24 protein-coding genes are annotated in these 26,061 nt (G+C 74.0%); 16 read left to right on the top strand and 8 right to left on the bottom strand.

Annotation, left to right across the window (positions count from 1 at the left end; genetic code table 11):
- Both QSK03_RS21105 and sbnB read left to right on the top strand, forming a co-directional pair.
- The gene (locus QSK03_RS21105; protein WP_285656248.1) at window positions 1–2,589 is read left to right on the top strand and encodes an amino acid adenylation domain-containing protein; all 2,589 of its coding nucleotides are present in this window, start codon (window positions 1–3) and stop codon (window positions 2,587–2,589) included.
- Window positions 2,590–2,609: 20 nt separating this feature from the next.
- A complete protein-coding gene (gene sbnB, locus QSK03_RS21100; protein ID WP_285656245.1) occupies window positions 2,610–3,674 on the top strand; it encodes a 2,3-diaminopropionate biosynthesis protein SbnB in 1,065 nt (354 codons plus the stop codon).
- Between the two features lie 3 nt (window positions 3,675–3,677).
- Here the strand turns inward: sbnB and QSK03_RS21095 are convergent, their stop codons facing one another.
- Complete coding sequence (locus tag QSK03_RS21095; protein WP_285656242.1) at window positions 3,678–4,283, bottom strand: FHA domain-containing protein; 606 nt, start codon at window positions 4,281–4,283, stop codon at window positions 3,678–3,680.
- Between the two features lie 136 nt (window positions 4,284–4,419).
- Between QSK03_RS21095 and QSK03_RS21090 the strand changes: the two genes are divergently transcribed.
- The 3 genes from QSK03_RS21090 to QSK03_RS21080 all read left to right on the top strand — a co-directional run bounded on the left by QSK03_RS21090 (window position 4,420) and on the right by QSK03_RS21080 (window position 8,163).
- Complete coding sequence (locus QSK03_RS21090) at window positions 4,420–5,976, top strand: serine/threonine-protein kinase (protein WP_285656239.1); 1,557 nt, start codon at window positions 4,420–4,422, stop codon at window positions 5,974–5,976.
- A 161-nt stretch (window positions 5,977–6,137) separates the two neighbouring features.
- Complete coding sequence (sbnA, locus tag QSK03_RS21085) at window positions 6,138–7,145, top strand: 2,3-diaminopropionate biosynthesis protein SbnA (protein ID WP_285656236.1); 1,008 nt, start codon at window positions 6,138–6,140, stop codon at window positions 7,143–7,145.
- A gap of 46 nt (window positions 7,146–7,191) precedes the next feature.
- Window positions 7,192–8,163 (top strand): TauD/TfdA family dioxygenase, encoded by a 972-nt coding sequence (locus QSK03_RS21080; RefSeq protein WP_285656233.1) that lies wholly within the window; start codon window positions 7,192–7,194, stop codon window positions 8,161–8,163.
- A gap of 4 nt (window positions 8,164–8,167) precedes the next feature.
- Here QSK03_RS21080 and QSK03_RS21075 read toward each other — a convergent pair whose 3' ends face one another.
- A complete protein-coding gene (locus QSK03_RS21075; protein WP_285656230.1) occupies window positions 8,168–8,668 on the bottom strand; it encodes a hypothetical protein in 501 nt (166 codons plus the stop codon).
- A gap of 4 nt (window positions 8,669–8,672) precedes the next feature.
- A complete protein-coding gene (locus QSK03_RS21070; protein WP_285656227.1) occupies window positions 8,673–9,989 on the bottom strand; it encodes a D-arabinono-1,4-lactone oxidase in 1,317 nt (438 codons plus the stop codon).
- A 24-nt stretch (window positions 9,990–10,013) separates the two neighbouring features.
- On the opposite strand from QSK03_RS21070, the gene QSK03_RS21065 reads away from it, so the two are divergent.
- Window positions 10,014–11,180 carry an alanine racemase gene (locus QSK03_RS21065; protein ID WP_285656224.1) on the top strand — a complete coding sequence of 389 codons (1,167 nt, stop codon included), beginning with the start codon at window positions 10,014–10,016 and terminating at the stop codon, window positions 11,178–11,180.
- On the opposite strand, the gene QSK03_RS21060 is transcribed toward QSK03_RS21065, so the two are convergent.
- The gene (locus QSK03_RS21060; protein ID WP_285656221.1) at window positions 11,177–11,758 is read right to left on the bottom strand and encodes a cob(I)yrinic acid a,c-diamide adenosyltransferase; all 582 of its coding nucleotides are present in this window, start codon (window positions 11,756–11,758) and stop codon (window positions 11,177–11,179) included. The two genes, QSK03_RS21065 and QSK03_RS21060, sit on opposite strands and share 4 nt — an antisense overlap.
- A 155-nt stretch (window positions 11,759–11,913) precedes the next feature.
- On the opposite strand from QSK03_RS21060, the gene murA reads away from it, so the two are divergent.
- Complete coding sequence (murA, locus tag QSK03_RS21055) at window positions 11,914–13,182, top strand: UDP-N-acetylglucosamine 1-carboxyvinyltransferase (RefSeq protein ID WP_285656218.1); 1,269 nt, start codon at window positions 11,914–11,916, stop codon at window positions 13,180–13,182.
- Window positions 13,183–13,223: 41 nt separating this feature from the next.
- Here the strand turns inward: murA and QSK03_RS21050 are convergent, their stop codons facing one another.
- A complete protein-coding gene (locus QSK03_RS21050; protein ID WP_285656216.1) occupies window positions 13,224–13,520 on the bottom strand; it encodes a hypothetical protein in 297 nt (98 codons plus the stop codon).
- A 192-nt stretch (window positions 13,521–13,712) separates the two neighbouring features.
- Here QSK03_RS21050 and QSK03_RS21045 point away from each other — a divergent pair, with 192 nt between their 5' ends.
- Complete coding sequence (locus QSK03_RS21045; protein WP_285656213.1) at window positions 13,713–15,743, top strand: ethylmalonyl-CoA mutase; 2,031 nt, start codon at window positions 13,713–13,715, stop codon at window positions 15,741–15,743.
- Window position 15,744: 1 nt separating this feature from the next.
- On the opposite strand, the gene QSK03_RS21040 is transcribed toward QSK03_RS21045, so the two are convergent.
- Window positions 15,745–16,104 (bottom strand): nuclear transport factor 2 family protein, encoded by a 360-nt coding sequence (locus tag QSK03_RS21040; protein ID WP_285656210.1) that lies wholly within the window; start codon window positions 16,102–16,104, stop codon window positions 15,745–15,747.
- Between the two features lie 122 nt (window positions 16,105–16,226).
- On the opposite strand from QSK03_RS21040, the gene QSK03_RS21035 reads away from it, so the two are divergent.
- The gene (locus QSK03_RS21035; RefSeq protein WP_285656207.1) at window positions 16,227–16,619 is read left to right on the top strand and encodes a PaaI family thioesterase; all 393 of its coding nucleotides are present in this window, start codon (window positions 16,227–16,229) and stop codon (window positions 16,617–16,619) included.
- A 3-nt stretch (window positions 16,620–16,622) separates the two neighbouring features.
- Here QSK03_RS21035 and QSK03_RS21030 read toward each other — a convergent pair whose 3' ends face one another.
- A complete protein-coding gene (locus tag QSK03_RS21030; protein WP_285656204.1) occupies window positions 16,623–17,528 on the bottom strand; it encodes a methyl-accepting chemotaxis protein in 906 nt (301 codons plus the stop codon).
- A 30-nt stretch (window positions 17,529–17,558) separates the two neighbouring features.
- Window positions 17,559–18,086, bottom strand: coding sequence for an NUDIX domain-containing protein (locus tag QSK03_RS21025; protein WP_285656201.1), 528 nt, complete (start codon window positions 18,084–18,086; stop codon window positions 17,559–17,561).
- A 97-nt stretch (window positions 18,087–18,183) separates the two neighbouring features.
- Between QSK03_RS21025 and atpF the strand changes: the two genes are divergently transcribed.
- The 7 genes from atpF (at window position 18,184) to QSK03_RS20990 (ending at window position 26,048) form a co-directional block, all read left to right on the top strand.
- Window positions 18,184–18,705, top strand: a complete 522-nt coding sequence (atpF, locus tag QSK03_RS21020; protein ID WP_285656198.1) for a F0F1 ATP synthase subunit B — start codon at window positions 18,184–18,186, stop codon at window positions 18,703–18,705.
- Between the two features lie 22 nt (window positions 18,706–18,727).
- Window positions 18,728–19,387, top strand: a complete 660-nt coding sequence (gene nucS, locus QSK03_RS21015) for an endonuclease NucS (RefSeq protein ID WP_285656195.1) — start codon at window positions 18,728–18,730, stop codon at window positions 19,385–19,387.
- Between the two features lie 5 nt (window positions 19,388–19,392).
- The gene (locus QSK03_RS21010; RefSeq protein WP_285656193.1) at window positions 19,393–19,884 is read left to right on the top strand and encodes an HIT family protein; all 492 of its coding nucleotides are present in this window, start codon (window positions 19,393–19,395) and stop codon (window positions 19,882–19,884) included.
- 109 nt (window positions 19,885–19,993) lie between these two features.
- Window positions 19,994–21,508: an aldehyde dehydrogenase family protein gene (locus tag QSK03_RS21005; RefSeq protein WP_285656191.1), complete on the top strand. Its 1,515-nt coding sequence runs from the start codon at window positions 19,994–19,996 to the stop codon at window positions 21,506–21,508.
- A gap of 62 nt (window positions 21,509–21,570) precedes the next feature.
- Window positions 21,571–22,710: an MBL fold metallo-hydrolase gene (locus QSK03_RS21000; protein WP_285656188.1), complete on the top strand. Its 1,140-nt coding sequence runs from the start codon at window positions 21,571–21,573 to the stop codon at window positions 22,708–22,710.
- Complete coding sequence (locus tag QSK03_RS20995; protein ID WP_285656185.1) at window positions 22,707–24,167, top strand: DHA2 family efflux MFS transporter permease subunit; 1,461 nt, start codon at window positions 22,707–22,709, stop codon at window positions 24,165–24,167. Before QSK03_RS21000 ends, QSK03_RS20995 begins: the two co-directional genes overlap by 4 nt.
- A gap of 96 nt (window positions 24,168–24,263) precedes the next feature.
- Window positions 24,264–26,048 carry a 3-hydroxyacyl-CoA dehydrogenase family protein gene (locus tag QSK03_RS20990; protein WP_285656182.1) on the top strand — a complete coding sequence of 595 codons (1,785 nt, stop codon included), beginning with the start codon at window positions 24,264–24,266 and terminating at the stop codon, window positions 26,046–26,048.
- The last annotated feature ends 13 nt before the right edge of the window (window positions 26,049–26,061 follow it).

The following is a 26,061-nucleotide window of genomic DNA, read 5'->3' as shown; positions in this document are numbered from 1 at the left end:
ATGACCCAGCCCACCACCTGCGCGGTCACCGACGACACCCGGTGGCGCGCCGTCCTCGCGAGCGGCGCCACCGCCGTCCCGCGGTGGAGCCGCACGCCCGGTGCGCCCGGCGAGGACGCCGTCACGACCACGGTCGCCGTGCCGGCCGACCTGGCCGCCGCCGTGTCCGCGCAGGCGGGTCGCCTCGGGGCCGTCCCCGAGGCGCTCCTCCTCGCGGCGCACGCCCGGGTGCTGGCCGCGCTCACCGCCGAGCCCGAGGTCCTGGCCGCCGTCGCGACGGCCGGCCGGACGATGCCCGCCCGCCTCGACACCGAGCTCGGGTCGTGGCGGGCGCTGGTCACCGCCGCGTCCGCGGCCCTGACCGGCCTCGCGGCCGCGGACCAGGTCGCCGACGAGGTGGGCCTGGCGCAGGCGCGACGCGACCTGGCCGGGCTCTGGCCCGAGACGGTCCTCGGGGTGGGGGCCGGGGACGGGGCCGTGCTCGAGGACGGCACCGTGTTCGTGGTCGACCGCCCGGCGGACGACGTGCTGCGCGTCGTCCACCGGACCGGCGACCTCGACGTCCCGGCCGCCGAGCGGATCGCGGGCTACCACCTCACGGCCCTGGGACAGCTGTGCGCCGACCCGGACGCGGCGCCGGGCGCGGCCGGACTCGTCGGTCCCGAGGAGCTGGCCTTCCAGGTCGACGGCCTCGCGGGCCCGGTGCGCGAGCGTCCCGACCTCCCCGCGCACGAGATCATCCGGGCGCGGGCCGCCGCCGACCCGGACCGCGTCGCCGTGCGGCACGGCGACCGCTCCTGGACCTACCGCGAGCTCGACGAGGTCACCGACCGCGTCGCCCGGGCGATCCTGGCCCGCGGCCTGCCGCCCGAGGGGATCGTCGCTGTGGTCGCCGAGCGGACCCTCGACTGGGCCGCCTCGGTCCTCGGCATCCTCAAGGCGGGCGCCGCGTACCTGCCGCTGGAGCCGCACTTCCCCGCCGACCGCATCGCCACGGTGCTCACCCGCGCCGACGCGCGCCTCGTGCTGGGCGAGCGCGGCAGCACGACCACGCTCGACGAGGCCCTGGCCGGCCTCGGCGCCGCGGCCCCCGAGCGCCTCCTCGTCGACGACGCGGTCGCCGAGGAGCACGGCGAGGAGGTCCCGCGGGTCGAGATCGCCGGCGACCGCCTCGCCTACCTGTACTTCACCTCCGGCTCCACCGGCGAGCCGAAGGGCGCCATGTGCGAGCACGCGGGCATGGTCAACCACCTGTACGCCAAGATCGAGGACCTCGGGATCACCGAGGGCACGGTGGTCACCGAGACCGCCCCGCAGTGCTTCGACATCTCGCTGTGGCAGCTCGTCGCGCCATGGCTCGTGGGCGGCACCACCGTCCTCGTCGAGCAGGAGACCATCCTCGACGTCCCGTCGTTCGTCGACCTCCTGGCCCGCCGCCGGGTCGAGGTCGCCCAGCTCGTCCCGTCCTACCTCGACGTCGTCGTGTCCTACCTCGAGCAGCTGGACGTCCCGGCGTCCGAGGCGCTGCCCGCGCTGCGGCGCATCGCGGTCACCGGCGAGGCGGTCAAGAAGGAGCTGGTGGCGCGCTGGTTCTCGGTGCGGCCCGACGTCGCGGTGGTCAACGCGTACGGCCTGACCGAGACCTGCGACGACACCAACCACGAGATCCTCACCGAGGTGCCCACCGGCGAGCGCGTGCCGCTCGGGCCGGCCGTCCCCAACGTCCGGGTCTACGTCGTGGACGAGGCGCTGAACCCGGTCCCGCTCGGCGCGCCCGGCGAGATCGTGTTCTCCGGGGTCTGCGTCGGCCGCGGGTACGTCAACGACCCCGAGCGCACCGCGAAGGCCTTCGTGGCCGACCCGCTGCGCCCGGGGGAGCGGCTCTACCGCAGCGGCGACCACGGCCGCTGGCTGCCCGACGGCAAGCTCGACTTCCTGGGGCGCCGCGACCACCAGGTGAAGATCTCCGGCTTCCGCATCGAGATCGGCGAGGTCGAGAACACCCTGCTGCGCGCGCCCGGCGTGCGGGACGCGTCGGTGGTCGTCGCCGAGCGGCCCGGGCGCGGCAAGCAGCTGGTCGGCTTCTACGGCGCGGCCGCGCCGGTGGAGACCGAGGTGCTGCGCGCGACCCTCGGCGCGTCGCTGCCGGCGTACATGGTCCCACCGGTGCTTCACCACCAGGAGACCCTGCCGCTCACCCCGAACGGCAAGATCGACCGCAAGGCGCTGACGGCCCTCGCGCTCGCCCTCGACGAGCCCGAGACCGCCGACGCCGGCGCGGACGCGACTCCGCTGACGCCCACCGAGGCCCGGGTGGCCGCGGTCTGGGCGCCGCTGCTGGGCGTCGACGAGTCGGCGATCGGGCGCGACACCCACTTCTTCGACCGCGGCGGCTCCTCGCTGCTCGCGGTGAAGATGGCGGTCGGGCTGAAGAAGGCCGTGAGCCTGCCCGAGATCGTCAAGCACCCCGTCCTCGCCGACCTCGCGGCGCTCATCGACGGCAAGGCCGCGCCCGCCCAGGCCGCCCCGGCCGAGGAGGACGAACCGACGGTGCGCCTCCAGCCCTCCGACCTCGCCCCGTCCTCGTGACCACCTCGAAGGAGCCTGACATGTCCGGAGACGGAGCGCAGCGGAGCTCGACCGTCGGTGCCGTGACGGTGCCGCCGTTCGCGGTGATCCCGGGCGCGCAGGTCGGGGAGGCGGTGCGCGGGCGCGAGCGCGACGTCGTCGCCCTCATGGAGGACACCTACCGGCTCCACGACGCCGGCCGGACCCACAACCCGCCGTCGTACTTCCTCACCTTCGACGACCGCCCCACGTCGCGGATCATCGCGCTGCCCGCGTCGGTGGGCGGGGACGTCAACGTCGACGGGATCAAGTGGGTCTCGAGCTTCCCGGAGAACGTGGCGGCCGGGGTGCCCCGCGCGTCGGCGGTGCTGATCCTCAACGACCACGACACGGGCTACCCCTTCGCCTGTCTCGAGGCGTCGATCATCAACGCGTGCCGCACCTCGGCCTCCGCCGCGCTGGCCGCCGACCGGCTGACCCGGGGACGCGAGCGGCCACGGCGCGTCGGCTTCTTCGGGGTGGGGCTCATCGCCCGGTACCTGCACACCTATCTCGCGGGGACCGGGTGGACCTTCGACGAGACCGGCGTGTTCGACCTGAAGCCGGAGAGCGCCGAGGGCTTCCGTGGCTACCTCTCCACGCAGGACGGCACCGGGGAGATCACGGTCCACGACGACGCCGAGTCGCTGATCCGCAACAGCGACCTCGTCGTCTTCGCCACGGTGGCGGGCACGCCGCACGTGCACGACCCGGCGTGGTTCGACCACCACCCGCTGGTCCTGCACGTGTCCCTGCGCGACCTCGGGCCCGAGGTGATCACGGCGTCGACGAACATCGTCGACGACGTCGACCACTGCCTGCGCGCGAACACCTCGGTGCACCTGGTGGAGCAGCAGACCGGCAACCGCGACCACGTCGACGGGACGCTGGGCGACGTCCTCGCCGAGCGGATCACGCTGCCGACCGACCGGACCGTCGTGTTCTCGCCGTTCGGGCTCGGCATCCTCGACCTCGCGCTGGGCAAGAACGTCTACGACCACGTCACGGCGACCGGCGGCCTGCACGTGGTCGACGACTTCTTCCACGAGCTGAAGCGCTACGGCTGAATGTCAGGTGAGGTCGGCGGGGGTGACCGCGCCCCGCTGCAGCGCCGCGTTGGCGAGCTCGACGCGGCGCCGCGTGCTCGCCGGGTCGAGCTCGAACTTGTCGTAGAGGCGCAGCAGGTGCTGCTTGACCGCGGCCTCGGAGACGACGAGCTCGGCGGCGACGGCGCGGGCCGTGGCGGGTTCGGTGAACACCGCGCCCGAGAACAGGGGCCGGCAGAGCGCGAGGAGGACGTCGCGTTCGCGGCGGGTGAGCTCCGGGGGCTTCCGCGGCGCCGTCGTGGGCGCCGCCCGGCCCGCGGCACCGCGGAAGACCATCCGCGTCGCCCCGACCTGGATCGCGTCCCCGTGGCGCAGCGCGCGCTCGGCGATGAGCCGCTCGCCCGCCACGACGGTGCCGTTGGTGCTGCCGAGGTCGCGGATCGCCCAGCTCGCCCCGTAGGACTGCAGCACCGCGTGCAGGGACGACACCTGACCGTCGTGGTCGAGCACGACCCCGTTGCCCTCGTCCCGACCGATCGTCATCGACGGCCCGGCGAGGAGGACCACCTCGACACCCCCAGGCCGCCACACCTCGAGGAAGCTCGTCGCGCGCCCGGCGTCGCTGGTCACGCCTGTCCTCCTCGACACCGGGTGACGATCACCGACCGTCACATTCGAGTGAGAGTACGCCATACGGTCTATCACGTTCGAGGGCCTGTGCGACATAGTGTCATCAGCGACGACCAGCCGGAGGGGGGTGCCTCGGGTGACCGAACGTTTCGGGCCCTATGAGCTACTCCGCGTGGTCGGTCGCGGCGGCATGGGTGAGGTGTTCGAGGCCCACGACACCGAGCACGACCGCATCGTCGCGCTCAAGCGTCTCGTGGCCGAGGCGGCCGGCGACGACGAGTACCAGCGGCGCTTCCGCCGCGAGGCGCGGCTCGTCGCGCGGCTGAACAGCCCGCACGTCATCCCGATCCACTCCTACGGCGAGATCGACGGGCGGCTCTTCCTCGACATGCGTCTCGTCGGTGGTGCCGACCTCGAGTCGGTCCTCGAGAGGGAGCGCCGGCTCCCGCCAGCCCGCGCGGTGGCGGTCGTGGAGCAGGTCGCGTCCGCGCTGGACGCCGCCCACCACGCCGGGCTCATCCACCGCGACGTGAAGCCGTCGAACGTCCTCATCGACGACGCGGTGGGCGCGCACGACTTCGTCTACCTCGTCGACTTCGGGATCACGCGCTCCGTGGCGGGCGACGAGAGCGCGCCGCTGACCGGGACCCGCATCCTGATCGGCAGCCTCGACTACATGGCGCCGGAGCGCTTCTCGGGCGAGGGCGACCTGGGGATCGACGTCTACGCGCTGGGCTGCCTGCTGTTCGAGTGCCTCACCGGGAGCAGGCCGTTCCCGATCGAGGAGCCCACCGAGCTCATGACCGCGCACCTGACCTGGACGCCCCCGACGCCGTCGCGCTCGGTCCCGGGTCTGGACCCGGCGTTCGACGCTCTGGTCGCCGCGAGCCTGGCCAAGGACCCGGCCGAGCGGCCCGCGAGCGCGGGCGCCCTCGCCGCGGCGGCCCGGGCGGCGCTCGACGCCGGGGCCGGGCGGGTCGTGCCGTCGACCCCGACCACGGCGCAGTGGCGCCGGGAGGCGGGCGACGCCGAGAAGGCCGCCCCCCGCCGTGGCGGCACCCAGGCCTCCGGCGCTCCCGCCCCGGCCGCTCCCGCGCCTGCTCCCGCGGCGGACCAGGCCGACGCCGACGTCCCGACCACGGTCGTGCCCGCCACACAGGTGGACGACCCGGTCAACGCCACCGCGGTCATGCGACGCGGCGCGCGCCCGTCGGCCCGCAGCGCCGCCCCCGCCCGGCGGCCCGGCGGCCCGGGAGGCCCGGGAGGCCCGGGAGGCCCGGGGGGTCCGGGGGGTCCCGGACCCCGCGGCGGTCCCGGCGCGCCGCCCCGGGAGGCGGTGCGTCCGGGGTGGGCCCCCGGCCCGCCGCGGGACACCGGGGTCCGGCGCCCGACCGGCGCCGCGCCCGTCGAGGCCCGGCCGGCCGGGGGCCCGCCACCGGTGCGGCCGTCGGCCCCCGACGACGACAGGACGTCCGCGCTGCGGGTCCGCGACCCGCGGGCCGCCGCGCCGGCGATCCTCGACCCGACCTCGGGCTGGTCCACCGACCCGGTCACGCCCGCCGACCCGGAGGAGCCGCCCGCCCGGCGGCCGGTGCGGACGGTGCTCCTGGTCGTCCTGGCCGTCCTGCTCGTGGCGGCGGTCGTCGCGGGCGCCGTGTACGGCGCCGTGCTCCTGACGCCCGCCGCGGGCTGAGCGGGAGGCCGCGAGGTGCACCACCACCCCTTACCTCCGGGTGACAGAACCCTGACCACGCACGACGGGAAGGCTGGCGCGGCGGCGATGTCGGCGCGAGGCGCCCCAGCGGATTCTTGGAGTCCCACCGGGACGACGACAGCGAAACCGAGGAGGTCGCCATGACCATCATCTCCGCCCCCCAGCAGTACAACACCGACGACCTCTTCGTGGATCTGCGAGCGATCGTCGAGCACAACCTCTTCCTCAAGGTCGAGGGCATGAACTTCGCGGGGTCCGTGAAGCTGAAAGCCGCGGCCTCGATGATCGGGGCCGCCCAGGCGCAGGGGCTGCTCAACCCCTGGTCGATCGTCGTCGAGTCGTCGTCGGGCAACCTCGGCGTCGCGCTGGCGATGGTCTGCGCGAACCACGGCTACCGCTTCATCTGCGTCACCGACGACCGCTGCAACATCCAGACCCGCCGGCTCATCGAGGCCTTCGGCGGCGAGGTCCACGTCGTCGACGTGCCCCACCCCGAGACCGGGCTGCTCGGCGCCCGCATCGAGCACCTCGCCTCGATCTGCGCGAAGAACCCCGACGCCGTCTGGCTCAACCAGTACGAGAACCCGGCCAACGCCGGCGCCCACTACGCCCAGACCGGGCCGGCGATCGCCCAGACCTTCCCCCACGTCAACGTCGTGTTCGTCGGCGCGGGCACCTGCGGCACGCTGATGGGCACCGCGCGCTGGTTCAAGCAGCACCGGCCGGACGTCACGATCGTCGCCATCGACGTCGAGGGGTCCGTGAGCTTCGGCGGCCCGGCCGCCACACGGCGCATCCCGGGGCTGGGCATGGGCATGACGCCACCGGCGCTCGACCGCACGCTGGTCGACGACGTCGTCATGGTCCCCGAGACCGAGACCCTGCGGATGTGCCAGCGCCTCGCGATGCGCGGGTTCCTCTTCGGCGGCTCCACCGGCACCGTGGTCGCGGGTGCCGCCGCGTGGATGAAGGAGCACGGCCGGCCCGGCATGACCGCCGTGACCCTGGCGCCCGACTCGGGCGAGCGCTACCTCGAGACCGTCTACGCCCCGGTCTGGCGCGAGGAGCACTACGGCGCCCGTGCGCGCCTGACCGGCCGCACCGTGCTGCCGGAGAACCTGCCGAAGCCGTCCACACCCACCGCGTGACCCCGCGCCACCCGCCTGAACCACGCCACAGCCCCAGGAGCCCGCGATGTCCTCGACCATGCAGCAGCCGGCCGCCGGCAACCTCGACCTGCGTCCCGGCAAACCGCCGATCCTGTGGGTGAGCGCGGGGCCGGACCCGGTCGGCTGGGCCGCGTACCACCGCAACGACGTCCGCCAGATCGTGGCCCGGCACGGCTCGGTCCTGATCCGGGGGCTCGGGGTCCGCGACCACGCGCAGACGGCCGCCGTGTTCGGGCGTCTCGCGGCGGTCGGCCTGCTGGCCGAGCGCGAGGCCTTCGCGGCGCGCACGGCGCTGGGGAACGGCCTGTACTCGGCCACGCCGTGGCCGGCCACCCAGCAGATGTGCCTGCACAACGAGCTGAGCTACCTGCCCGACCCGCCCGGCTTCATGTTCTTCGCCTGCCTCACCCCGGCGGCCTCCGGGGGCGCCACGCCGGTCGGCGACGCGTCGGCCGTCCTCCAGGCGCTCCCGCCGGCCCTGGTGTCGCGGCTCGAGAACGAGGGCTGGCTGCTGGTCCGCAACTACAACGACGAGATCGGCGCGTCGTGGGCCGAGGCCTTCGGGACGAACGACCGCGGCGCCGTCGAGCAGTACTGCCGCAACCAGGGCATCGAGTTCAGCTGGAACGGCGACGGCCTGAGCACCCGCCAGCGTCGCCGCGCCGTGGTGCGGCACCCCGTCGACGGCCGGCCGTGCTGGTTCAACCAGGTCGCGTTCCTCAACGAGTGGACGCTCGACCCCGACATCCGCGAGTACCTCGTCGAGTCCTACGGGCCCGACGGGCTGCCCTTCACCACGCGCTTCGGCAACGGCGAGCCGATCGGCGAGGACGTGGTCAACCTGATCAACAACGCCTACGCCGCGCACACGGTGAGCGAGCCGTGGCAGGCGGGCGACGTCATGGTCGTCGACAACATCCGGACCGCGCACGGCCGCGAGCCGTACCAGGGCGACCGCGAGGTCGTCGTCGGGATGGCCGACGCGATCCGCGTCTAGGGGGTCAGGTCCGCGCCCGTCCCGCGGCGTCGACCAGGGCGTTCCGGAAGGTCGTGGCCTCCGGGGCGTTGCCCGTCGGGATGTTCCGGGTGGTGCGTCGCGGGCCGCCGACCATCCGGCTCTCCACCGACAGCACCCCGAGGGTGGCCGTGCCCAGCGTCCGATGGGGCCGGTCGGGGACCGGCGTCACGACCTCGAGCTGGTCGAGGCGGTGGAAGCTCACCCGCGCCGCCGCGTCGACCCGCTCGTAGGTGTCGTCGTGGCCCTGGCGGTAGGAGATGATCAGGAGCTGCGACGACAGGAGCATCTCCGTCGTGTGGTGCTCGGTGCGCGGGCCGGAGCTCAGCCGCTCCAGGCTGTCCTCGTCGGTCCGCAGCCCGTGGGTCACGCCGTCCAGCGGGTCGCCGTCCAGCCCCTTCGCGGCGGCCTGCTTCCGGATGAACGCGGCGGTCGCAGCCGGGAGGTCCTCGACGGTGATCGCCCCGGTGAGCAGGTTGCGGGTCACACCGTCACGGTGCCACCGGGCCGAGGACGCGGTCCAGGTGCGGGTTGGTGAACAGGCCCCCGGGGTCGACGTCGCGGCGCACGCGCCGCACGTCGTCGAAGCGGGGATACCGCTCGCGCAGGGCCGCGGCGTCGAGGGGGTGGACCTTGCCCCAGTGCGGGCGCCCGCCGGCGGCCGCGGCGATCTCGGCGAACCCGGTGAAGTACTCCTCGCGCGGCGCCCCGACGTACTGGTGGATCGCGACGTAGGCGGTGTCGCGGCCGTACGCGGTGGAGAGCCACACGTCGTCGGCGGCGGCGACACGGACCTCGACCGGGAAGAGCACCGGGTGCTCGAGGCGGGGGACCAGCGCGCGCAGGTCGTCGAGCACGCCGGCGAGCCGGTCGCGCGGGAACGCCCACTCGGACTCGACGAACCGCACCCGGCGCCGGGTCGTGAACACGCGGTGGGAGCGGTCGCCGTACTCGCGCGCCGAGAGCACCGACCCGGCGACGCGGCCCAGGGGCACGGCGGTGCGCGGGAGGGCGCGCGCGACCCGGCACAGCGCCCCGAACGCGGCGTTCTCGACGACGTCGTACTCGAGGAACCGCCGCACCGGGTGCAGCGGCGGCGGCGCGTCCGCGGGGTCGACGCGGGTGTTCCGCTTGACGAGAGCCTGGCTGCCGTACGGGAACCAGTAGAACTCGACGTGATCGGCCCCGTCGTCGTCGCCGGTGAGCAGCGCGTCGAGGCCGGTCAGGACGTCGTCGAGGGGCTCCGGGCGCTCGACCGCGCGCAGCGTGAACGCCGGCACGCACTGCAGGGTGAGTCCGGTGACGACGCCGAACGCGCCGAGCCCGATCCGCGCCGCCTCGAAGAGCTCGTCGCCCGCCGAGCAGTGCACGACCGAGCCGTCGGCGAGCACCAGGTCGAGCGCGACCACCTGCGTCGCCACGCCGCCGAGCCGCGCGCCGGTGCCGTGGGTGCCGGTGGCGACGGCTCCCGAGATCGTCTGGGCGTCGATGTCACCGAGGTTCGCCATCGCGAGCCCGTGCGCGTCGAGCGCCGTGTTGAGCGCGCGCAGCGTCGTCCCGGCGCGGACCCGCACGCGCCCGGTCGTCGTGTCCAGCGTGTCGACGCCCGCCCAGTGCCGCAGGTCGATCGCGTGCGCGTCGGTCGCGGCGAGCGGGGTGAACGAGTGCCCGCTGCCGCGGGGGCGCAGGTGCGAGCCGCGGGCCGCGCGCACGGCCGCGACGACGTCGTCGACCGAGCGGGGGAGGTGTACCCGTGCCGGGGTGGCGGTGACCGTGCCGGCCCAGTTCCGCCAGGTGCCGCGACTCACGCCGAGCACCGTAACCTCCGGCGGGTGATCAGCAGCTGGGATCGCGCCACCGCCGAGCTCGACCCGCCGTTCGCGATCGTCGACCTCGACGCCTTCGACGCCAACCTCGACGACCTGCTCGCCCGCGCGGCCGGGCTCCCGATCCGCCTGGCCACCAAGTCGGTGCGGTGCCGCGGCCTGATCGAGTACGTCGTCGACCGGCCGCCGGGCATCGGGCGGCTGATGTGCTATTCGCTGCGCGAGGCGCTCTGGCACCAGGAGAACAGCACCAGCAGCGACATTCTCGTCGGCTACCCGACGGTCGACCGTGCGGCGCTCTGCGGCTTCGACGACGGCGCGCGGGCGGAGATCACGCTGATGGTCGACTCCGTCGCGCACCTCGACCTGATCGACGACGCCGTGGGCGCCCGGCACCCGGAGCTGCGCGTGTGCCTCGACCTCGACGCGGCGTGGCGTCCCGTGCCGGGCCTGCACATCGGCGCCCGGCGCTCCCCGGTGCGCACGGTCGACGCGGCCGTGGCGCTCGCCCGCGCGATCGCCGACCGGCCGAACTTCCGCCTCGTCGGGCTGATGTCCTACGAGAGCCAGATCGCGGGCGTACCGGACGCCATCGGCTCCCGGGTTCGCGATCTGGCCGTCCGGTGGATGCAGCGGCACTCGGCCGCCGAGCTCGCCGAGCGCCGCGGCGCGGTCGTGGCGGCCGTGCGGGAGCTCGCCGACCTGGAGTTCGTCAACGGCGGCGGCAGCGGCAGCGTCGAGACCACCCGCGCGGACCCGTCGGTCACCGAGATCGCGGCCGGCTCGGCGCTCATGGGCTCGACGCTGTTCGACGGCTACACCCGCATGCGCCCGCGGCCCGCACTCGCCTACGCCCTGCCGGTCGTGCGCCGGCCCGACGACCGCACCGCCACCCTCGCCGGCGGCGGCTGGGTGGCCTCGGGGCCCGCCGCGGCGTCCCGGCTACCGAGCCCGATCCGCTCGGACCTCCGGTTGACCGGCACCGAGGGCGCCGGGGAGGTACAGACGCCGGTGCAGGGCGAGCACGTGCCCGGGCTCGGCGAGCGCGTGTGGATGCGTCCCGCCAAGGCCGGCGAGCTCGCCGAGCACGTCCGGCAGTACCACATGATCCGCGGCGACCGGATCGTCTGGACCACCGAGACCTACCGCGGCGAGGACCGTGCCTTCGGTTAGCGCTGCTCCTCGGGCCCGCCGGGCACCCAGAGGACGTCGCCACCCGGGTTGGCGACGCGGCCGAGGATGAACAGCAGGTCCGAGAGCCGGTTGAGGTAGTGCGCGGGGAGCCGGCTGGTGCGCTCCGGGTCGGCCGCGATCACCGCCCAGGTGCTGCGCTCCGCGCGGCGGGTGACGGTGCGGGCGACGTTGAGGTACGCCGCGGCCGGGGTGCCGCCGGGCAGGATGAACGAGTTGAGCTTGGGCAGGCCCTCGTTGAACGTGTCGCACCAGCCCTCGAGCCGCTCGACCTGGCGCTCGGTGACGCGCAGCGGCGGGTACTCCGGGTCCTCCACGATCGGCGTCGCGAGGTCGGCGCCGACGTCGAAGAGGTCGTTCTGGATCTGCTGCAGCGGGGCGACGATCGCCTCCGGCGGCGCCCCGACCGACAGCGCGACCCCGATGGCGGCGTTCGCCTCCTCGGAGTCGGCGTAGGCCGACAGCCGCGGGTCGGTCTTGGGTACCCGCGAGAAGTCCGAGAGACCTGTGGTCCCGTCGTCGCCGGTGCGCGTGTAGATCCGGGTCAGGTGAACGGCCACGGCGTCAGTCTAGGGACGGCGCGAGGTGGTCGGCGGCCGCGAGCACCGACGTGGTCCCGGGCGAGCGTGGCCGTTGCCCCCGCCGCCCCGTCCGTTCGGACGCACCGCGCTCCGCCGACGGGGCCTCGCCGGTGGGCGGGTAGCGTCCCCGCGCGATGAACGAGCACTTCGTGGTGCAGGGCTCCGGGCCGCTGGAGGGCGCGGTCGACGTCGTCGGCGCCAAGAACAGCGTGCTCAAGCTGATGGCGGCCGCGCTGCTGGCCGAGGGCCGGACGGTCATCACGAACTGCCCGGAGATCCTCGACGTCCCCCTCATGGCCGACGTGCTGCGCAGCCTCGGGTGCGCCGTGGCCGTGGCGGGCGACACGGTGACGATCGACGTGCCGCGCGAGCTGGCGCCCGAGGCCGACTACCGGTCGGTGTCGCGGCTGCGCGCCTCGGTGTGCGTGCTCGGTCCGCTGGTCGCCCGCTGCCGCCGCGCCGTCGTGCCGCTGCCCGGGGGCGACGCGATCGGCTCGCGTCCCCTGGACATGCACCAGGCCGGGCTGCGCCTGCTCGGTGCGTCGAGCGAGATCAACCACGGCTGCGTCGTCGCGGGCGCGGAGACCCTGCGCGGCGCCCAGATCTGGCTCGACTTCCCGAGCGTCGGGGCCACCGAGAACATCCTCATGGCGGCCGTGTTCGCCGAGGGCACGACGGTGATCGACAACGCGGCGCGCGAGCCCGAGATCGTCGACCTCGTGACGATGCTCCAGCAGATGGGCGCCAAGATCGAGGGCGGTGGCACCTCGACGCTCACGGTGCACGGCGGCGGCGCGCTCACGCCCACGACGCACCGCGTCATCGGCGACCGGATCGTCGGCGCGACCTGGGGTTTCGCGGCCGCGATGGCCGGCGGGGACGTCACCGTCCACGGCGTCGACCCCCACCACCTCGACCTCGTGCTCGACCGTCTGGGGCAGGCCGGCGCCGAGGTCTCGGCGAACCCCGACGGCTTCCGTGTGCTGATGGCCGGCCGGCCGCGCTCGGTGGACTGGGTGACGCTGCCCTACCCGGGCTTCGCCACCGACCTGCAGCCCATGGCCATCGCCCTCTCCGCCATCTCCGAGGGCACCTCGATGATCACCGAGAACGTGTTCGAGGGGCGCTTCAGGTTCGTCGAGGAGATGGTCCGCCTGGGCGCGGACGCCCGCACCGACGGGCACCACGCCGTCGTCCGCGGCGTGCGGCGCCTCTCGTCGGCGCCGGTGTGGGCCTCGGACATCCGGGCCGGGGCGGGCCTCGTGCTCGCGGGGCTGTGCGCGGACGGGGCCACCGAGGTCTGGGACGTCGCCCACATCGACCGCGGCTACCCGCTGTTCGTCGAGAACCTCGCCGCCCTCGGCGGCGCCATCGAGCGGATCGTGGCCCCGCCCGTCCGCTGACCCGTGTGAGCAGTTGGCGCCCCCATGGGGGCGCCAACTGCTCACATGCTGTGGAGGACCACGCGGGCGTCGGCGGCGTCGGCCGGGAAGGCGAGCAGGCGCCAGCCGTCCTCGCCGCGGCTCACCGTCACCCGCACCTTCTCGCGCGCCAGCTTCGCGACGAGGACGTCGGCGGCCTCGCGGGTGGGGACGGTGGCGACGGTCTCGAGCAGGCCGAGGTCGCCGTTCTCGTCGGGCAGGGCGCCGGTGGGGCCGCGGCCGAACGTGTAGCGCAGGACGCCGGCGAGCAGGATGAGCAGCGAGATCGCCAGGAGAATCGGGGTGATGTCGCCGACCATCCCGTCAGTGTGACCGGTCCGGCTCCGCTCCGCGCGGGCGCTGACGGATGGTCCAGCTCCGCTCCGCTGCGCGTCCCACCTGACCGATCCTGTGGCTGACGGCATCCCACACCGCGACCCCACACCCCGACCCGTCGGTAACATCAGCGGGTCACCCGCGGAGGTGACGACACGCAGCGGAGGTGCTCACTCGTGCCGTACCCCAGCGACGACTCCCGCGACCGGCCGTGGGTCATGCGGACCTACGCCGGCCACTCGTCGGCGCGGGCCTCGAACGAGCTCTACCGGCGCAACCTGGAGAAGGGCCAGACCGGGCTCTCGGTCGCCTTCGACCTGCCCACGCAGACCGGCTACGACCCCGACGCCGAGCTGGCGAAGGGCGAGGTCGGCAAGGTCGGCGTGCCGGTGTCGCACATCGGCGACATGCGGGCGCTCTTCGACGGGATCCCGCTCGACGAGGCCAACACCTCGATGACGATCAACGCGACGGCGATGTGGATGCTCGCGCTCTACGTCACCGTCGCCGACGAGCAGGGCGCCGACCGCGCGAAGCTGGCGGGCACCACGCAGAACGACATCGTCAAGGAGTACCTCTCGCGCGGGACCTACGCCTTCCCGCCCGCGCCGAGCGTCCGGCTGATCACCGACATGATCGCCTGGACCTACACGAACGTCCCCAAGTGGAACCCGATCAACATCTGCAGCTACCACCTGCAGGAGGCGGGGGCGACGCCGACGCAGGAGGTCGCCTACACGCTCTCGACCGCGATCGCCGTGCTCGACGCGGTCCGCGACTCCGGCCAGGTGCCCGAGGAGGACTTCGGCACCGTCGTCGGGCGCATCTCGTTCTTCGTCAACGCCGGGCTCCACTTCATCGAGGAGATCGCGAAGCTCCGCGCCTTCGCCCAGCTCTGGGACGAGCTCTGCCGGGAGCGCTACGGGGTGACCGACGCCAAGATGCGGCGGTTCCGCTACGGCGTGCAGGTCAACTCGCTGGGCCTCACCGAGGCGCAGCCCGAGAACAACGTGCAGCGCATCGTCCTCGAGATGCTCGCGGTGACGCTGTCCAAGGACGCCCGCGCCCGCGCGGTCCAGCTGCCGGCGTGGAACGAGGCCCTCGGCCTGCCGCGCCCGTGGGACCAGCAGTGGGCGCTGCGGATGCAGCAGGTGCTGGCCTACGAGACCGACCTGCTCGACCACGACGACATCTTTGCCGGCTCGCACGTCATGGAGGCCAAGACCGGCGCGATCGTCGAGGGCGCCCGCGCCGAGATGGCCAAGGTCGCCGAGATGGGCGGGGCCGTGCCGGCCGTCGACTCCGGCTACATGAAGTCCCAGCTCGTGTCGTCGCTCGCGGCGCGCCGCCAGCGGCTGGAGTCCGGCGAGGACGTCGTCGTCGGGGTCAACAGGTTCACCTCCACCGAGCCCAGCCCGCTGCAGGCCGAGGGCGCCGAGGCGATCTTCACCGTCGACAGGTCGGTGGAGGACGAGGCGTCCCGCGCGGTGCAGGAGTGGCGCTCGTCGCGCGACCAGGAGGCCGCCGACGCCGCCATGACGCGCCTGCAGGAGGCCACCCGCGGCGACGAGAACCTCATGGAGGCCACGCTCGAGTGCGCCCGCGCGGGCGTGACGACCGGCGAGTGGGCGGCCGCGCTGCGCGACGTGTTCGGGTCCTACCGGGCCCCGACGGGCGTGTCGGGCGCGACCTCGGGGGCCGGCGAGGCGCCCGAGGAGCTCGCCGACGTGCGGGCGCGCGTGCGACGCACCGCGGAGGAGATGGGCGTGTCGTCGCTGCGCATGCTCGTCGGCAAGCCCGGTCTCGACGGCCACTCCAACGGCGCCGAGCAGATCGCCGTCCGCGCGCGCGACGCCGGCTTCGAGGTGATCTACCAGGGCATCCGCCTGACCCCCGCCGAGATCGTCGCGGCGGCGGTGCAGGAGGGCGTGCACGTCGTGGGCCTGTCGGTGCTCTCGGGCTCGCACCTGCAGGTCGTCCCCGCGGTGCTCGACGGGCTCGCCCGCGCGGGCGCCGACGACATCCCGGTCGTCGTCGGCGGGATCATCCCGCCCAACGACGCCGACCAGCTGCAGCGCCTCGGTGTGCAGCGCGTCGTCACGCCGAAGACCTACTCGCTGACCGGGATCATGGGCGAGTTCGTCGACGTCGTGCGGGAGGCGAACGGGCTCGACTCGCCGTCGCCGGCACCCGTCGCGGGCGGCTGAGTCAGCTCGGCACCTTGTCGAGGAACCCGTGGACGGTGCGCAGGCGGCCGTCCTCGGCGATCTCCGCGACGTCGAACCCGACGACCACGGGCTCGGCACCGGCGGGTCCGAGGTGCCAGGTGAACCGGACGACGTCGTGGTGGGCGTCCACCAGCTCGCCGCGCGAGAACTCCAGGCCCGCGAACTGCTGCTGCGCGCCGGCGATGAGGGCGTCGACGCCGTCGTGCCCGGTGACGTCGGCCAGCGGGTCGACGTAGCGGGCGTCCGGGGTGAAGACGGCGGCGACCGCCTCCTGGCGGGCAGCGGGGTCGGTCGCGTTCCAGGCGGCGAGGTAGCGGTCGACGGTGGTCGTGGCGTCCATGGGGACCTCCCTGGTCGGTACGGGGTCGGTGGGTCCCTCGACACTGGCCCGGCCGCGGTAGCCGGGTCGATGACCTCGCAGGTCATGGACGATCAGCGCCGCGCGGGTCGACGCTGGAGCCCGTGACCCCCGACGAGCTCGTCGCCGCCATGCCCTTCGCCGTCGCCCTCGGGATGCGGATCGAGACCGCCGACGCCGACGAGACCGTCGCGGTCCTGCCCTGGTCGGACACGAACACGACCCTCGGCGGCCTGCTGCACGGCGGCGCGGTGATGACGCTCGCCGACACCGCCGGCGCGGTGTGCGCGTTCCTCGGCCTCCCGCCCGGCGCCCGCACGGCGACGACGCAGTCCGGCACCCACCTGCTGCGCGCGGTGTCGGGCTCCGACGTGCGGGCGACGGCGCGCCCCGTGCACCGTGGGCGCACCCAGGTCGTCGTGCAGACCGACCTCACCGACGACCGCGGCCGCCTCGTCGCCCGGACCACCCAGACGCAGGCCGTGATCCCGGGCTGACGGCTACTCGTCGTCGTCGCGGGCGCCCCGGCGCTTGAGGAACGAGAAGCCCGGGATGCCGTCGATGGCCTGGCGGAGGTCCTTGGTGACGTCGAGCAGCTCGTGGAGGTCCGGTCCGACGCGGTCGAGCGTCGCGAGGATCGGCATGATGTCGGTGACCATGTGCTCGGTGAACTGCGGCATCTGGTCGACCAGCTTGATCGCCGCGTCGACCTCCTCCGGGCTCAGCTCGTCCACGAACTTGCCGGCCAGCGGGGCGCCGCGCTCGAGCATCGGCCGGTAGAGGTCCAGCAGCTCCTGGGCCGAGCGGCTCGTGGCGCCGGCGCCCTCGACGATCTCCCGCGCGCCCTCGGTGATGCCCTTCGCGTCGCCGACGACGCCCTCGGCGCCGCTCGTGATGGACCGCGCGGAGTCGACGACCTCGCTCGCCCCGCCCGTGATCGCGCGCGCCGACGTCACGACCTCCTCGGCGCCGCTGGTGATCAGCCGGGCCGAGGCGACGACCTCGTCGGCGCCGCTGGTGATCGACCGCGCGGAGCCGACGACCTCCTCCGCCCCCAGGGTGATCTTCCGGGCGCTGCCGACGACCTCCTCCGCGCCGCTGGTGATCGTGCGGGCCGAGCCGACGACGTCGTTCGCGCCGTCGGTGATGCGCCCGGCCTCGGTGATGACGCCGTCGATCCGTCCGACGATCCCGTCGGCGCGGTCGACGAGGCCCTCGACGCGTCCGGCCAGGAGCCCCAGCACGCCGACCAGGCGCGTCACCTCGTCGAGCAGGGCGTCGACGCGCCCGGGCAGGCGCGCGCCGACGTCGACGACCTCGCCGACCCATCCCGCGAGCGCGCGGCCGTTCTCCACCACCTCACCCGGCGTGGGGACCGACAGCGGACCGAGACGCACCAGCGACATGTCCCCACTGTGCCCGTTCCCCTGTGCCCGTCAGTCGCCGCGGAGCATCAGCAGGGCGTAGGCGGCGAGGGTCTGGGCGTCGGTGATCTCGCCCGCCCGGGCACGGGCCTCGAACTCCGCGCGCGGCACCCAGGCGAAGCGCATGTCGGCCTCGGTGTCCTCGCGCTCGGGCTCGCCCGCCGTGAGGTCGGTCGCGAGGAACGCGCGGCCGCGCTGGGAGGACAGACCGGGAGCGACGTCGAGCAGGCCGAGGTAGGTGAACGTGCCCGCCCGCAGGCCCGTCTCCTCGCGGAGCTCGCGCGCCGCCAGCTCCTCGGGCGGCATCTCGGCGCGGTCGGGCGCGGTGCCCTGCGGGAACTCCCAGCGCCGCACGCCGAGCGGGTAGCGGTACTGCTCGACCATGGCGAGGTGGTCGTCGTCGAGGGCCAGGACCAGCGCGTAGTCGGGCTTGTCGACCACGGCGTAGATGCCGTCGGCGCCGTCGGGGCGCCGGATCGCGTCCTCGCGGAGCGTCATCCAGGGGTTGGCGTAGACCTGGCGGCTCGCGCGCGTCTCCACGGCCTGTAGATCGTGCCCGATCATCATCAGCGCCGGGTTGCTAGGGTGAGCCCGCACGAGCGCAGTGACGGGCACCGACGGGAGAGCGCGCCGCCATATGAGCACGATTATCGCCGAGATCGTCGGAATCCTGATCATCGGCTACCTGCTGTACCGCTACGTGCTGCCGCCGCTGCGCACGATGACGCAGAACCGCGAGGAGCAGATCCGCCAGCAGGTGGAGGACTCCAAGGCCGCCCGCGAGCGCCTCGAGGCCGCGCAGCAGAAGTATGCGCAGGCCATCAAGGACGCCGAGCACGACGCCTCCCGCATCCGCGACGACGCCCGCGCCGACGCCGACCGGATCATCGAGGAGATCCGGCAGAAGGCCGAGGAGGAGGCGGAGCGCACCCGCCGCCGCGGCGAGGAGGCCCTCGAGAACGCCCGCCTGCAGGTCGTCCGCGAGCTGAAGTCCGAGCTCGGCAGCCACTCGGTGGCGCTCTCGGACCGCCTCGTGAAGTCCGAGCTCGGCAGCGACGAGGCCAAGCACCAGTCCGTCGACACGTTCCTCGACGAGCTCGAGCGCTCGGCGAACCTGTCGTCCAGCGCGCCGTCGGGCACCCCCACCCAGCGCTCCTGACGCCTCCCGCCAGACTGACCGCGTGCGACTCGTCATCGCCCGCTGCACCGTCGACTACGACGGTCGCCTGACCGCGCACCTGCCCAGCGCGCTGCGCCTGCTGCTGGTGAAGGCCGACGGTTCGGTGAGCGTCCACGCCGACGACCGGGCCTACAAGCCGCTGAACTGGATGAGCCCGCCCTGCTGGCTCACCGAGGCTCCCGGCGTGTGGACGGTGCGCAACAAGGCCGACGAGACGCTGACGATCACCCTCGAGGAGATCGCGCACGACTCGTCCCACGAGCTGGGCGTCGACCCGGGGCTGGTCAAGGACGGCGTCGAGGCGCACCTGCAGGAGCTGCTCGCCGCGCACGTCACGACGCTCGGGGACGGCTGGACGCTCGTGCGCCGCGAGTACCCGACCGCGATCGGCCCGGTCGACCTGCTCTGCCGTGACGCCGGGGGCGCCTCGGTGGCCGTGGAGATCAAGCGCCGCGGCGAGATCGACGGCGTCGAGCAGCTGACCCGCTACCTCGAGCTGCTCAACCGCGACCCCCTGCTGACGCCGGTGGCCGGGGTGTTCGCCGCGCAGCAGATCAAGCCGCAGGCCCGGACGCTGGCCACCGACCGGGGCATCCGGTGCGTGACGCTCGACTACGACGCCCTGCGCGGCGCCGAGGTCGACGAGTTCCGGCTGTTCTGAGCGCGATGGCTCGGCTGGGTCGCGCGCTGGCCCGGCGCCTGGGGCGCGGTCGGCGTGTCCGCGAGCGCCTGCCCACCGAGGTCGACGGCGAGTGCGTGTTCTGCCGGATCGTCGACGGCCGGGGCGAGGCGAGCCGGGTGGCCGAGTCGGACGGGGCGGTGGCGTTCCTCGACCTGCAGCCGGTCACCCCCGGGCACGTGCTCGTCGTCCCGAAGGCGCACGCCGCGCACCTGGCCGACGTCGACGACGCCGACGGCGCGGCGGTGTGGTCGCTGGCGCGGCGCGTGGCGCAGGGGCTGCGCGACGTCGGCCTCGCCGACGGCGTGAACCTCCTGCTCGCCGACGGCGCCGTGGCCTGGCAGACGGTGTGGCACGTCCACCTCCACGTGATCCCGCGCCGGCGGGGTGACGGGCTGCGCCTGCTCGCCGCCTGGACGCGTCCGGGCCGGGCGAGCCTCGACGGCACCGCCGACCGGATCCGCGCCGTCCTCGGGTGATCCTCGGGTGATCGAAGTGCCGATACGGACGCTGAGTGTCTGCGAGGGCACTTCGCTGACCACCTCGCGGCAGTCGCGCCTGACGGCTACCGATGGGTAGATTCCGGGCATGACGAGCACCCGCGACGCGGTGTCGGTGCCCGCGGCTTCGGCGCAGGACACGTTCGACTCCCTCGACCCCCGCTCCGGCGAGGTGATCGCGTCCTACCCGCGGCACACGCCCGAGCAGGTCGAGGCGACGGTCGCCCGGGCGCGGCGCGCGGCGCGGTGGTGGGCCGACCTCGGGTTCGACGGCCGGGCGCGCAAGCTCGCGGCGTGGCGCCAGCTGATCGACCGCCGCCGCGAGGAGCTGGCCGCGGTGGTCAGCCGCGAGACCGGCAAGCCGATGGACGACGCGCGGATCGAGGGCATCCTCGCGCTCGACCACCTGCACTGGGCCGCGACGTACGCGGCGAAGGTCCTCGGCCCGCGCAACGCCGCCGCCGGCCTGCTGATGATCAACCACAGGGCCACCGTCGAGTACCCCCCGCTGGGCGTCATCGGGGTGCTCGGGCCGTGGAACTACCCGGTGTTCACGCCGATGGGCTCGATCGTCTACGCCCTGTCGGCCGGCAACACCGTGGTGTTCAAGCCCAGTGAGCTTACGCCCGGCGTCGGGAAGTGGCTGGTCGACAGCTTCGCCGAGGCGGTCGGCGACGGCGGCGACCAGGTGTTCCAGCTCGTCACGGGCGAGGGCGAGACGGGCGCGGCGCTGTGCCGCGCCGGGGTCGACAAGGTCGCGTTCACCGGGTCGACGGCCACGGCGAAGAAGGTCATGGCCACGTGCGCCGAGCGCCTGACGCCGGTGCTCGTCGAGTGCGGCGGCAAGGACGCGCTGCTCGTGGACGCCGACGCCGACCTCGACGACGCGGCGGCGGCCGTGGTGTGGGGCGCCATGTCCAACGCCGGCCAGACCTGTGTCGGCGTCGAGCGCGTCTACGTCGTCGACGAGGTGGCCGAGGACCTGCTCGACCGGGTCGCGCGCCGCGCCGCCACCGTCGCGCCGAGCGGGGCCGCGGACGCCCAGTACGGGCCGATCACGATGCCCTCGCAGCTCGGGGTCATCTCCGGCCAGATCGACGACGCGCTCGCCCGCGGCGGACGCGCCGTGGTGGGCGGCCGCGACTCGGTGCGCGCGCCCTACGTCGAGCCCGTCGTGCTCGCCGACGTGCCCGAGGACTCCACGGCCGTCACCGACGAGACCTTCGGCCCGACCGTCGTGGTCAACCGCGTCCGCGACATCGACGAGGCCGTCGAGCGGGCCAACGCCTCGCGCTACGGGCTCGGGGCCTCGGTGTTCGCGAAGAAGCGCGGCCACGACGTCGCACGCCGCCTGCGCGCCGGGATGGTGTCGGTCAACGGCGTCATCGCCTTCGCCGGCATCCCGTCGCTGCCCTTCGGCGGCGTCGGCGACTCCGGTTTCGGGCGCATCCACGGCGTCGACGGGCTGCGCGAGTTCACGCGCCCGCTCGCGATCTCCGAGCGCCGCTTCCGCAGCGTCAACATCATGACGTTCGACCGCCCGGGCTGGATCGTGAAGATCCTCGCCGGGCTGGTCAGCGTGCTCTACGGTCGGAGGCGCTGATCACCTGACGCGCGGTCCCTGCGGGGGAGGCCGACCGGCGGCGTCCCGGCGAGAGGACCGCCATGCCCCTCGGTGACACCGTCCGGGTCGACGACCGGACGCTCCTGGTGACCGGCCAGGAGCTCGACATCGCGCACGACCAGCCCGACGTCGGCAACGCGCTGGTCCACCGGACGGGCGAGCACCTGGTGCTCGTCGACACCGGCGTCACCACGGGGTTCCGGGACGCCCTGCGCCGCGCCGTCGAGCAGGTCGGGCCGTGGTCGCGCCTGCTGCTGATCACCACCCACGGGCACACCGACCACGTCGGCAACAACGACCTGGTCGACGAGCTCGCCGCCGAGCGCGGGGTGACCGCCGAGCACTGGGTCTCCGCTCGCGACGTCGAGCAGATGCGCGACCCGGTGTCCTACTGGGAGCACGCGTTCGACCGGCTCACCGGCGTCGCCCCGATGCCCGCGCCCCCGGACCTGTCGGCGAAGAAGGTCGTCTCGCTGTTCCAGCCCCTGCACCCGTTCGGGGCGACGACGCGGGTCCTCGAGGAGCGCCCGCTCGAGCGGCTGTCGCTCGGCCCGGTGCGGATGACGGGGTGGTCCTTCGCCGACGGCGCGGTCCGGGTGCTGCGCAGCCAGGGCCACTGCGCGGGCCACGTGATCGTCCACCTCCGCGACGCGGGTCTCGTCCACCTCGGCGACGAGGTCAACGGACCGTGCGGCGCGATGCGGGACGCCGACCAGCTCAAGCTGGCGACGGTCTTCGGCGCGGTCGCCACGGCGGCTGCCGACGGCGCGGTCTCGGTGATCACCGAGGGCCACGACGACACCGTCCGGCGCGGGCCCGACGCGGTCGCGCACCTGGACGGCGTCCTCGACCAGGTCGTGGCGCTGCAGGAGGCCGCCCTGGAGATCACGCGCGGGCACGACACCGTGGCCCCCGGCGAGTTCACGACCGACCTCGGTCGCCGGGTCGCCGAGCTGGGCGGCGGCGGCGGCCCGAACCCGAACCCCGTGTTCAGCGGGATGATGGCGGTCAACATGCTCGGCGAGCTCGGGCTGCGGCCGCCGCACGGCCACACCGACCAGCCCTGGTCGCGGCCGGTGCCGGAGAACCCGGCACCGGTCGCCGGGATGCCGCACGGCCTCGCCGTCGTGCCCGCCGCCGCGGCGATGGTCGGCTGGAAGCTGCGCGGGCGCGACAGGTGAGCACCGCACCGGAGGACACCGTCGTGGACCCGAAGCGGTGGCTCGTGCTGGTCGCCATGACCGGCTCGCTGTCCATGATCATGCTCGACCAGACGGTCGTGTCGGTGGCGCTGCCGACGATGGGCCGCGAGCTCTCGTTGAGCCCCGGAGCGCAGCAGTGGGTGGTCAACGCCTACGTGCTGGCCCTCGCCGCCCTGGTCGCCCTCGGGGGCAAGGCCGCGGACCTGCTCGGACCGCGGCGGGCGTTCCGCTCCGGGGTGACCCTGTTCTTCCTGGCCTCGGTGGGCTGCGGGCTGGCCCCGGCCGGAGCGCTGGGCGAGGCGACGATCATCGCCTTCCGGGCCCTGCAGGGCGCGGGCGCGGCGCTGATGGTGCCGGTGTCGGCGGCGATCGTCATCGCGGCGTTCGGGCCCAGCGAGCGCGGCCGCGCCATGGCGATCTTCGCCGGCATCAGCCAGGTGTTCGTGGCGCTCGGCCCGCTGATCGGCGGGCTGCTCACCGAGTACGTGACCTGGCGCGCGGTGTTCTTCCTCAACGTGCCCGTCGGCATCGCGACGCTCGTGCTCGTGGCGATCGCCCCGGTGCCCGCCGAGCGGGTCCCCGGCACGGTCGTGCGGCCCCTCGACGTCGCGCTGGTCGTCGCGGGCCTCGCCGCGACCACGTTCGCGATCCAGGCCGCGGGCGCCGTCGGTCTCTCCCCGGGCGTCCTGGCCCTGCTCGCCGCCGGGGTCGGGGCGACGGCCTGGTTCGTCGTGCGGCAGATCCGGTCGAGCGATCCCCTCATCCACGTGCGGCTGTTCACCGACCGGGGCTTCACCGGCGCTGCCGTCGTCATGGGTTTCGTCCAGTTCGGGCTGCTCGGGCTCGTGCTCTACAGCTCGATCTACCTGCAGGAGCTGCTGGCGTTCGGGCCGATGCAGGCCGGGCTCGCGGTGCTGCCGCTGATCCTGCCGCTGACGCTGGCCGCCCAGATCGGCGGCCGGTGGTACGACCGGGCCGGCGTGCGGGGCCCGGTGCTCACGGGCCTCGCTCTCTGCGCGGTCGGCACGGTGGTCTGGCTGCTCGCCCTGCCCGGTCTCGACTACGCGACCCAGACCCCGGGGATGGCCCTGGTCGGCGTCGGTCTCGGGCTCACGCTGTCGCCGACGAACACCGACGCCCTGTCGCGGGTGGCGAACGCCGAGCGCACCCAGGCCTCCGGGGTCGTCCAGACGGTCCGCCAGCTCGGCGGCACGCTCGGCATCGCGGTGATCGGCGCCGTCGTGATCGCGGCCGACGGGGAGCAGCCGGGCCGCACCGCGGCGCCCGGGGGGATCGCCGCGGGGTTCTGGGTGGCGGCCGGCGCGTTCGCCCTCGCGGCGCTGGTCGGGGCCGCGCTCCTGTCGCGTCGGGCGCCGCGCCCTACCGGAACGGTCAAGTTACCCGCTGGTACGAACCCGTCCGTCGGGCCCGGGTGAGACGCCGCCCTCCATGGCAGGATCGCGCCCCGGGGCAGGTGAGAGCGTGTCCCGTGCAGCGGTACTGACAACGGTCGTCGGCAGGAAGGTCTCGACGTGGCGCGCGAATTCGCCCGGGTCGGAGTGGTCGGTCTCGGCACGATGGGAGCCGGGATCGTCGAGGTGTTCGCCCGCGGCGGCATCGAGGTCGTCGCGGTGGAGATCGACGAGGCGTCGGCCACCAAGGGCCGCGAGACGCTCGAGGCGTCGACCCAGCGGGCGGTCGACCGCTCGAAGCTCGCCGCCGACGACCGCGAGGCGCTGCTCGGCCGCGTGCGCGTCTCCACCAACCTCGACGACCTCGGCGACGCCGACCTCGTGGTCGAGGCCGTCCCCGAGCGCCTCGAGCTCAAGGCCGACGTGTTCTCCAAGCTCGACAAGGTGTGCGGCCCGGACACGATCTTCGCGTCGAACACCTCGTCGCTCTCGATCACCGAGCTCTCGGTGCGCACCGAGCGTCCGCACCAGGTCGTCGGCATGCACTTCTTCAACCCGGCGCCGGTCCAGGCGCTCGTCGAGGTCGTGCGCACCGTCGTCACCGACCCCGAGGTGCTCTCCGACGTCACCGGACTCGCCGTGCAGCTCGGCAAGAGCCCGGTGGTGTGCGGCGACCGCGCCGGCTTCATCGCCAACAACCTGCTCTTCACCTACCTCAACCAGGCCGTCGGGATGTTCGAGTCCCACTACGCCGGGCGCGAGGACCTCGACGCCGCCATGCGCTTCGGCTGCGGCTACCCGATGGGCCCGCTGGCGCTGATGGACCTCATCGGGCTCGACACCGCCTACGAGATCCTCGACACGATGTACCGACAGTCGCGCAACCAGCGCCACGCGCCGGCCCCCATCCTCAAGCAGATGATCACCGCGGGGTTGCTGGGCCGGAAGTCCGGGCGCGGCTTCTACACCTACGCGGCCCCGGGCTCGCCCGAGGTCGTCGCCGACTCCCTCACCCCGCCGCCCCCGGGGCAGGAGGCCGGCGACCAGCGCACCGTCGCCACGGTCGGCGTCGTCGGCACCGGCACGATGGCCACGGGCATCGCCGAGGTGTTCGCCAGGTCCGGCTACGAGGTGATCGTGCGGGCGCGCACCGAGGCCAAGGGCGAGGGCGTCGTCGCCGGCATCCGCAAGTCGCTGGAGAAGGCCGTCGTCAAGGGCAAGCTCTCCGAGCAGGCCCGGGACGAGACGCTCGCCCGCGTCCGCCCGACGACCACGTTCGACGACCTCGCGGGCTGCGACCTGGTCGTCGAGGCCGTCGCCGAGGACCTCGAGGTCAAGCAGGCCGTGTTCGGCGCGCTCGACGACGTCGTCAAGCCCGGCGCCATCCTCGCGACCACGACCTCGTCGCTGCCGGTCGTCGAGTGCGCCGCCGCCACGCAGCGCCCCGACGACGTCGTCGGCATGCACTTCTTCAACCCCGCCTCGGTGATGAAGCTGGTCGAGATCGTCAGCCCGATCACCACCGCGCCGGACGTGACGTCGACGGTGCGGGCGGTGACCGCGAAGGTCGGCAAGCACCCGGTGCTCTGCGGCGACCGCGCGGGCTTCATCGTCAACGCGCTGCTCTTCCCGTACCTCAACGACGCGACGGCGATGCTCGAGGCGAACTACGCCACGGCCGACGACATCGACTCGGCGATGAAGAACGGCTGCGGGCTCCCGATGGGGCCGTTCGCGCTGCTCGACGTCGTCGGCCTCGACGTGTCGCTCGCGATCGAGCGCTCCCTCTACCAGGAGTTCCGGGTGCCCGGCTTCGCCCCGGCGCCGCTGCTGGAGCACCTGGTCACCGCGGGCCGGCTGGGCCGCAAGACCGGCCAGGGGTTCCGGGACTACCAGAAGAAGTAGGCCAGGAAGGTCA

The organism is Actinomycetospora sp. NBRC 106375 (assembly GCF_030269665.1).
GTDB lineage: Bacteria > Actinomycetota > Actinomycetes > Mycobacteriales > Pseudonocardiaceae > Actinomycetospora.
This window is presented reverse-complemented; position numbering and strand designations above follow the sequence as displayed.

What these genes read in the sequence shown, in the direction of transcription:
- QSK03_RS21105 (WP_285656248.1), top strand. Translation starts at nt 1, where the DNA reads ATGACCCAGCCCACCACCTGCGCGGTCACCGACGACACCCGGTGGCGC.
- sbnB (WP_285656245.1), top strand. Translation starts at nt 2,610, where the DNA reads ATGTCCGGAGACGGAGCGCAGCGGAGCTCGACCGTCGGTGCCGTGACG.
- sbnA (WP_285656236.1), top strand. Translation starts at nt 6,138, where the DNA reads ATGACCATCATCTCCGCCCCCCAGCAGTACAACACCGACGACCTCTTC.
- QSK03_RS21080 (WP_285656233.1), top strand. Translation starts at nt 7,192, where the DNA reads ATGTCCTCGACCATGCAGCAGCCGGCCGCCGGCAACCTCGACCTGCGT.
- murA (WP_285656218.1), top strand. Translation starts at nt 11,914, where the DNA reads ATGAACGAGCACTTCGTGGTGCAGGGCTCCGGGCCGCTGGAGGGCGCG.
- QSK03_RS21050 (WP_285656216.1), bottom strand. Translation starts at nt 13,520, where the DNA reads ATGGTCGGCGACATCACCCCGATTCTCCTGGCGATCTCGCTGCTCATC.
- QSK03_RS21040 (WP_285656210.1), bottom strand. Translation starts at nt 16,104, where the DNA reads ATGGACGCCACGACCACCGTCGACCGCTACCTCGCCGCCTGGAACGCG.
- QSK03_RS21030 (WP_285656204.1), bottom strand. Translation starts at nt 17,528, where the DNA reads ATGTCGCTGGTGCGTCTCGGTCCGCTGTCGGTCCCCACGCCGGGTGAG.
- atpF (WP_285656198.1), top strand. Translation starts at nt 18,184, where the DNA reads ATGAGCACGATTATCGCCGAGATCGTCGGAATCCTGATCATCGGCTAC.
- QSK03_RS21010 (WP_285656193.1), top strand. Translation starts at nt 19,393, where the DNA reads ATGGCTCGGCTGGGTCGCGCGCTGGCCCGGCGCCTGGGGCGCGGTCGG.
- QSK03_RS21005 (WP_285656191.1), top strand. Translation starts at nt 19,994, where the DNA reads ATGACGAGCACCCGCGACGCGGTGTCGGTGCCCGCGGCTTCGGCGCAG.
- QSK03_RS21000 (WP_285656188.1), top strand. Translation starts at nt 21,571, where the DNA reads ATGCCCCTCGGTGACACCGTCCGGGTCGACGACCGGACGCTCCTGGTG.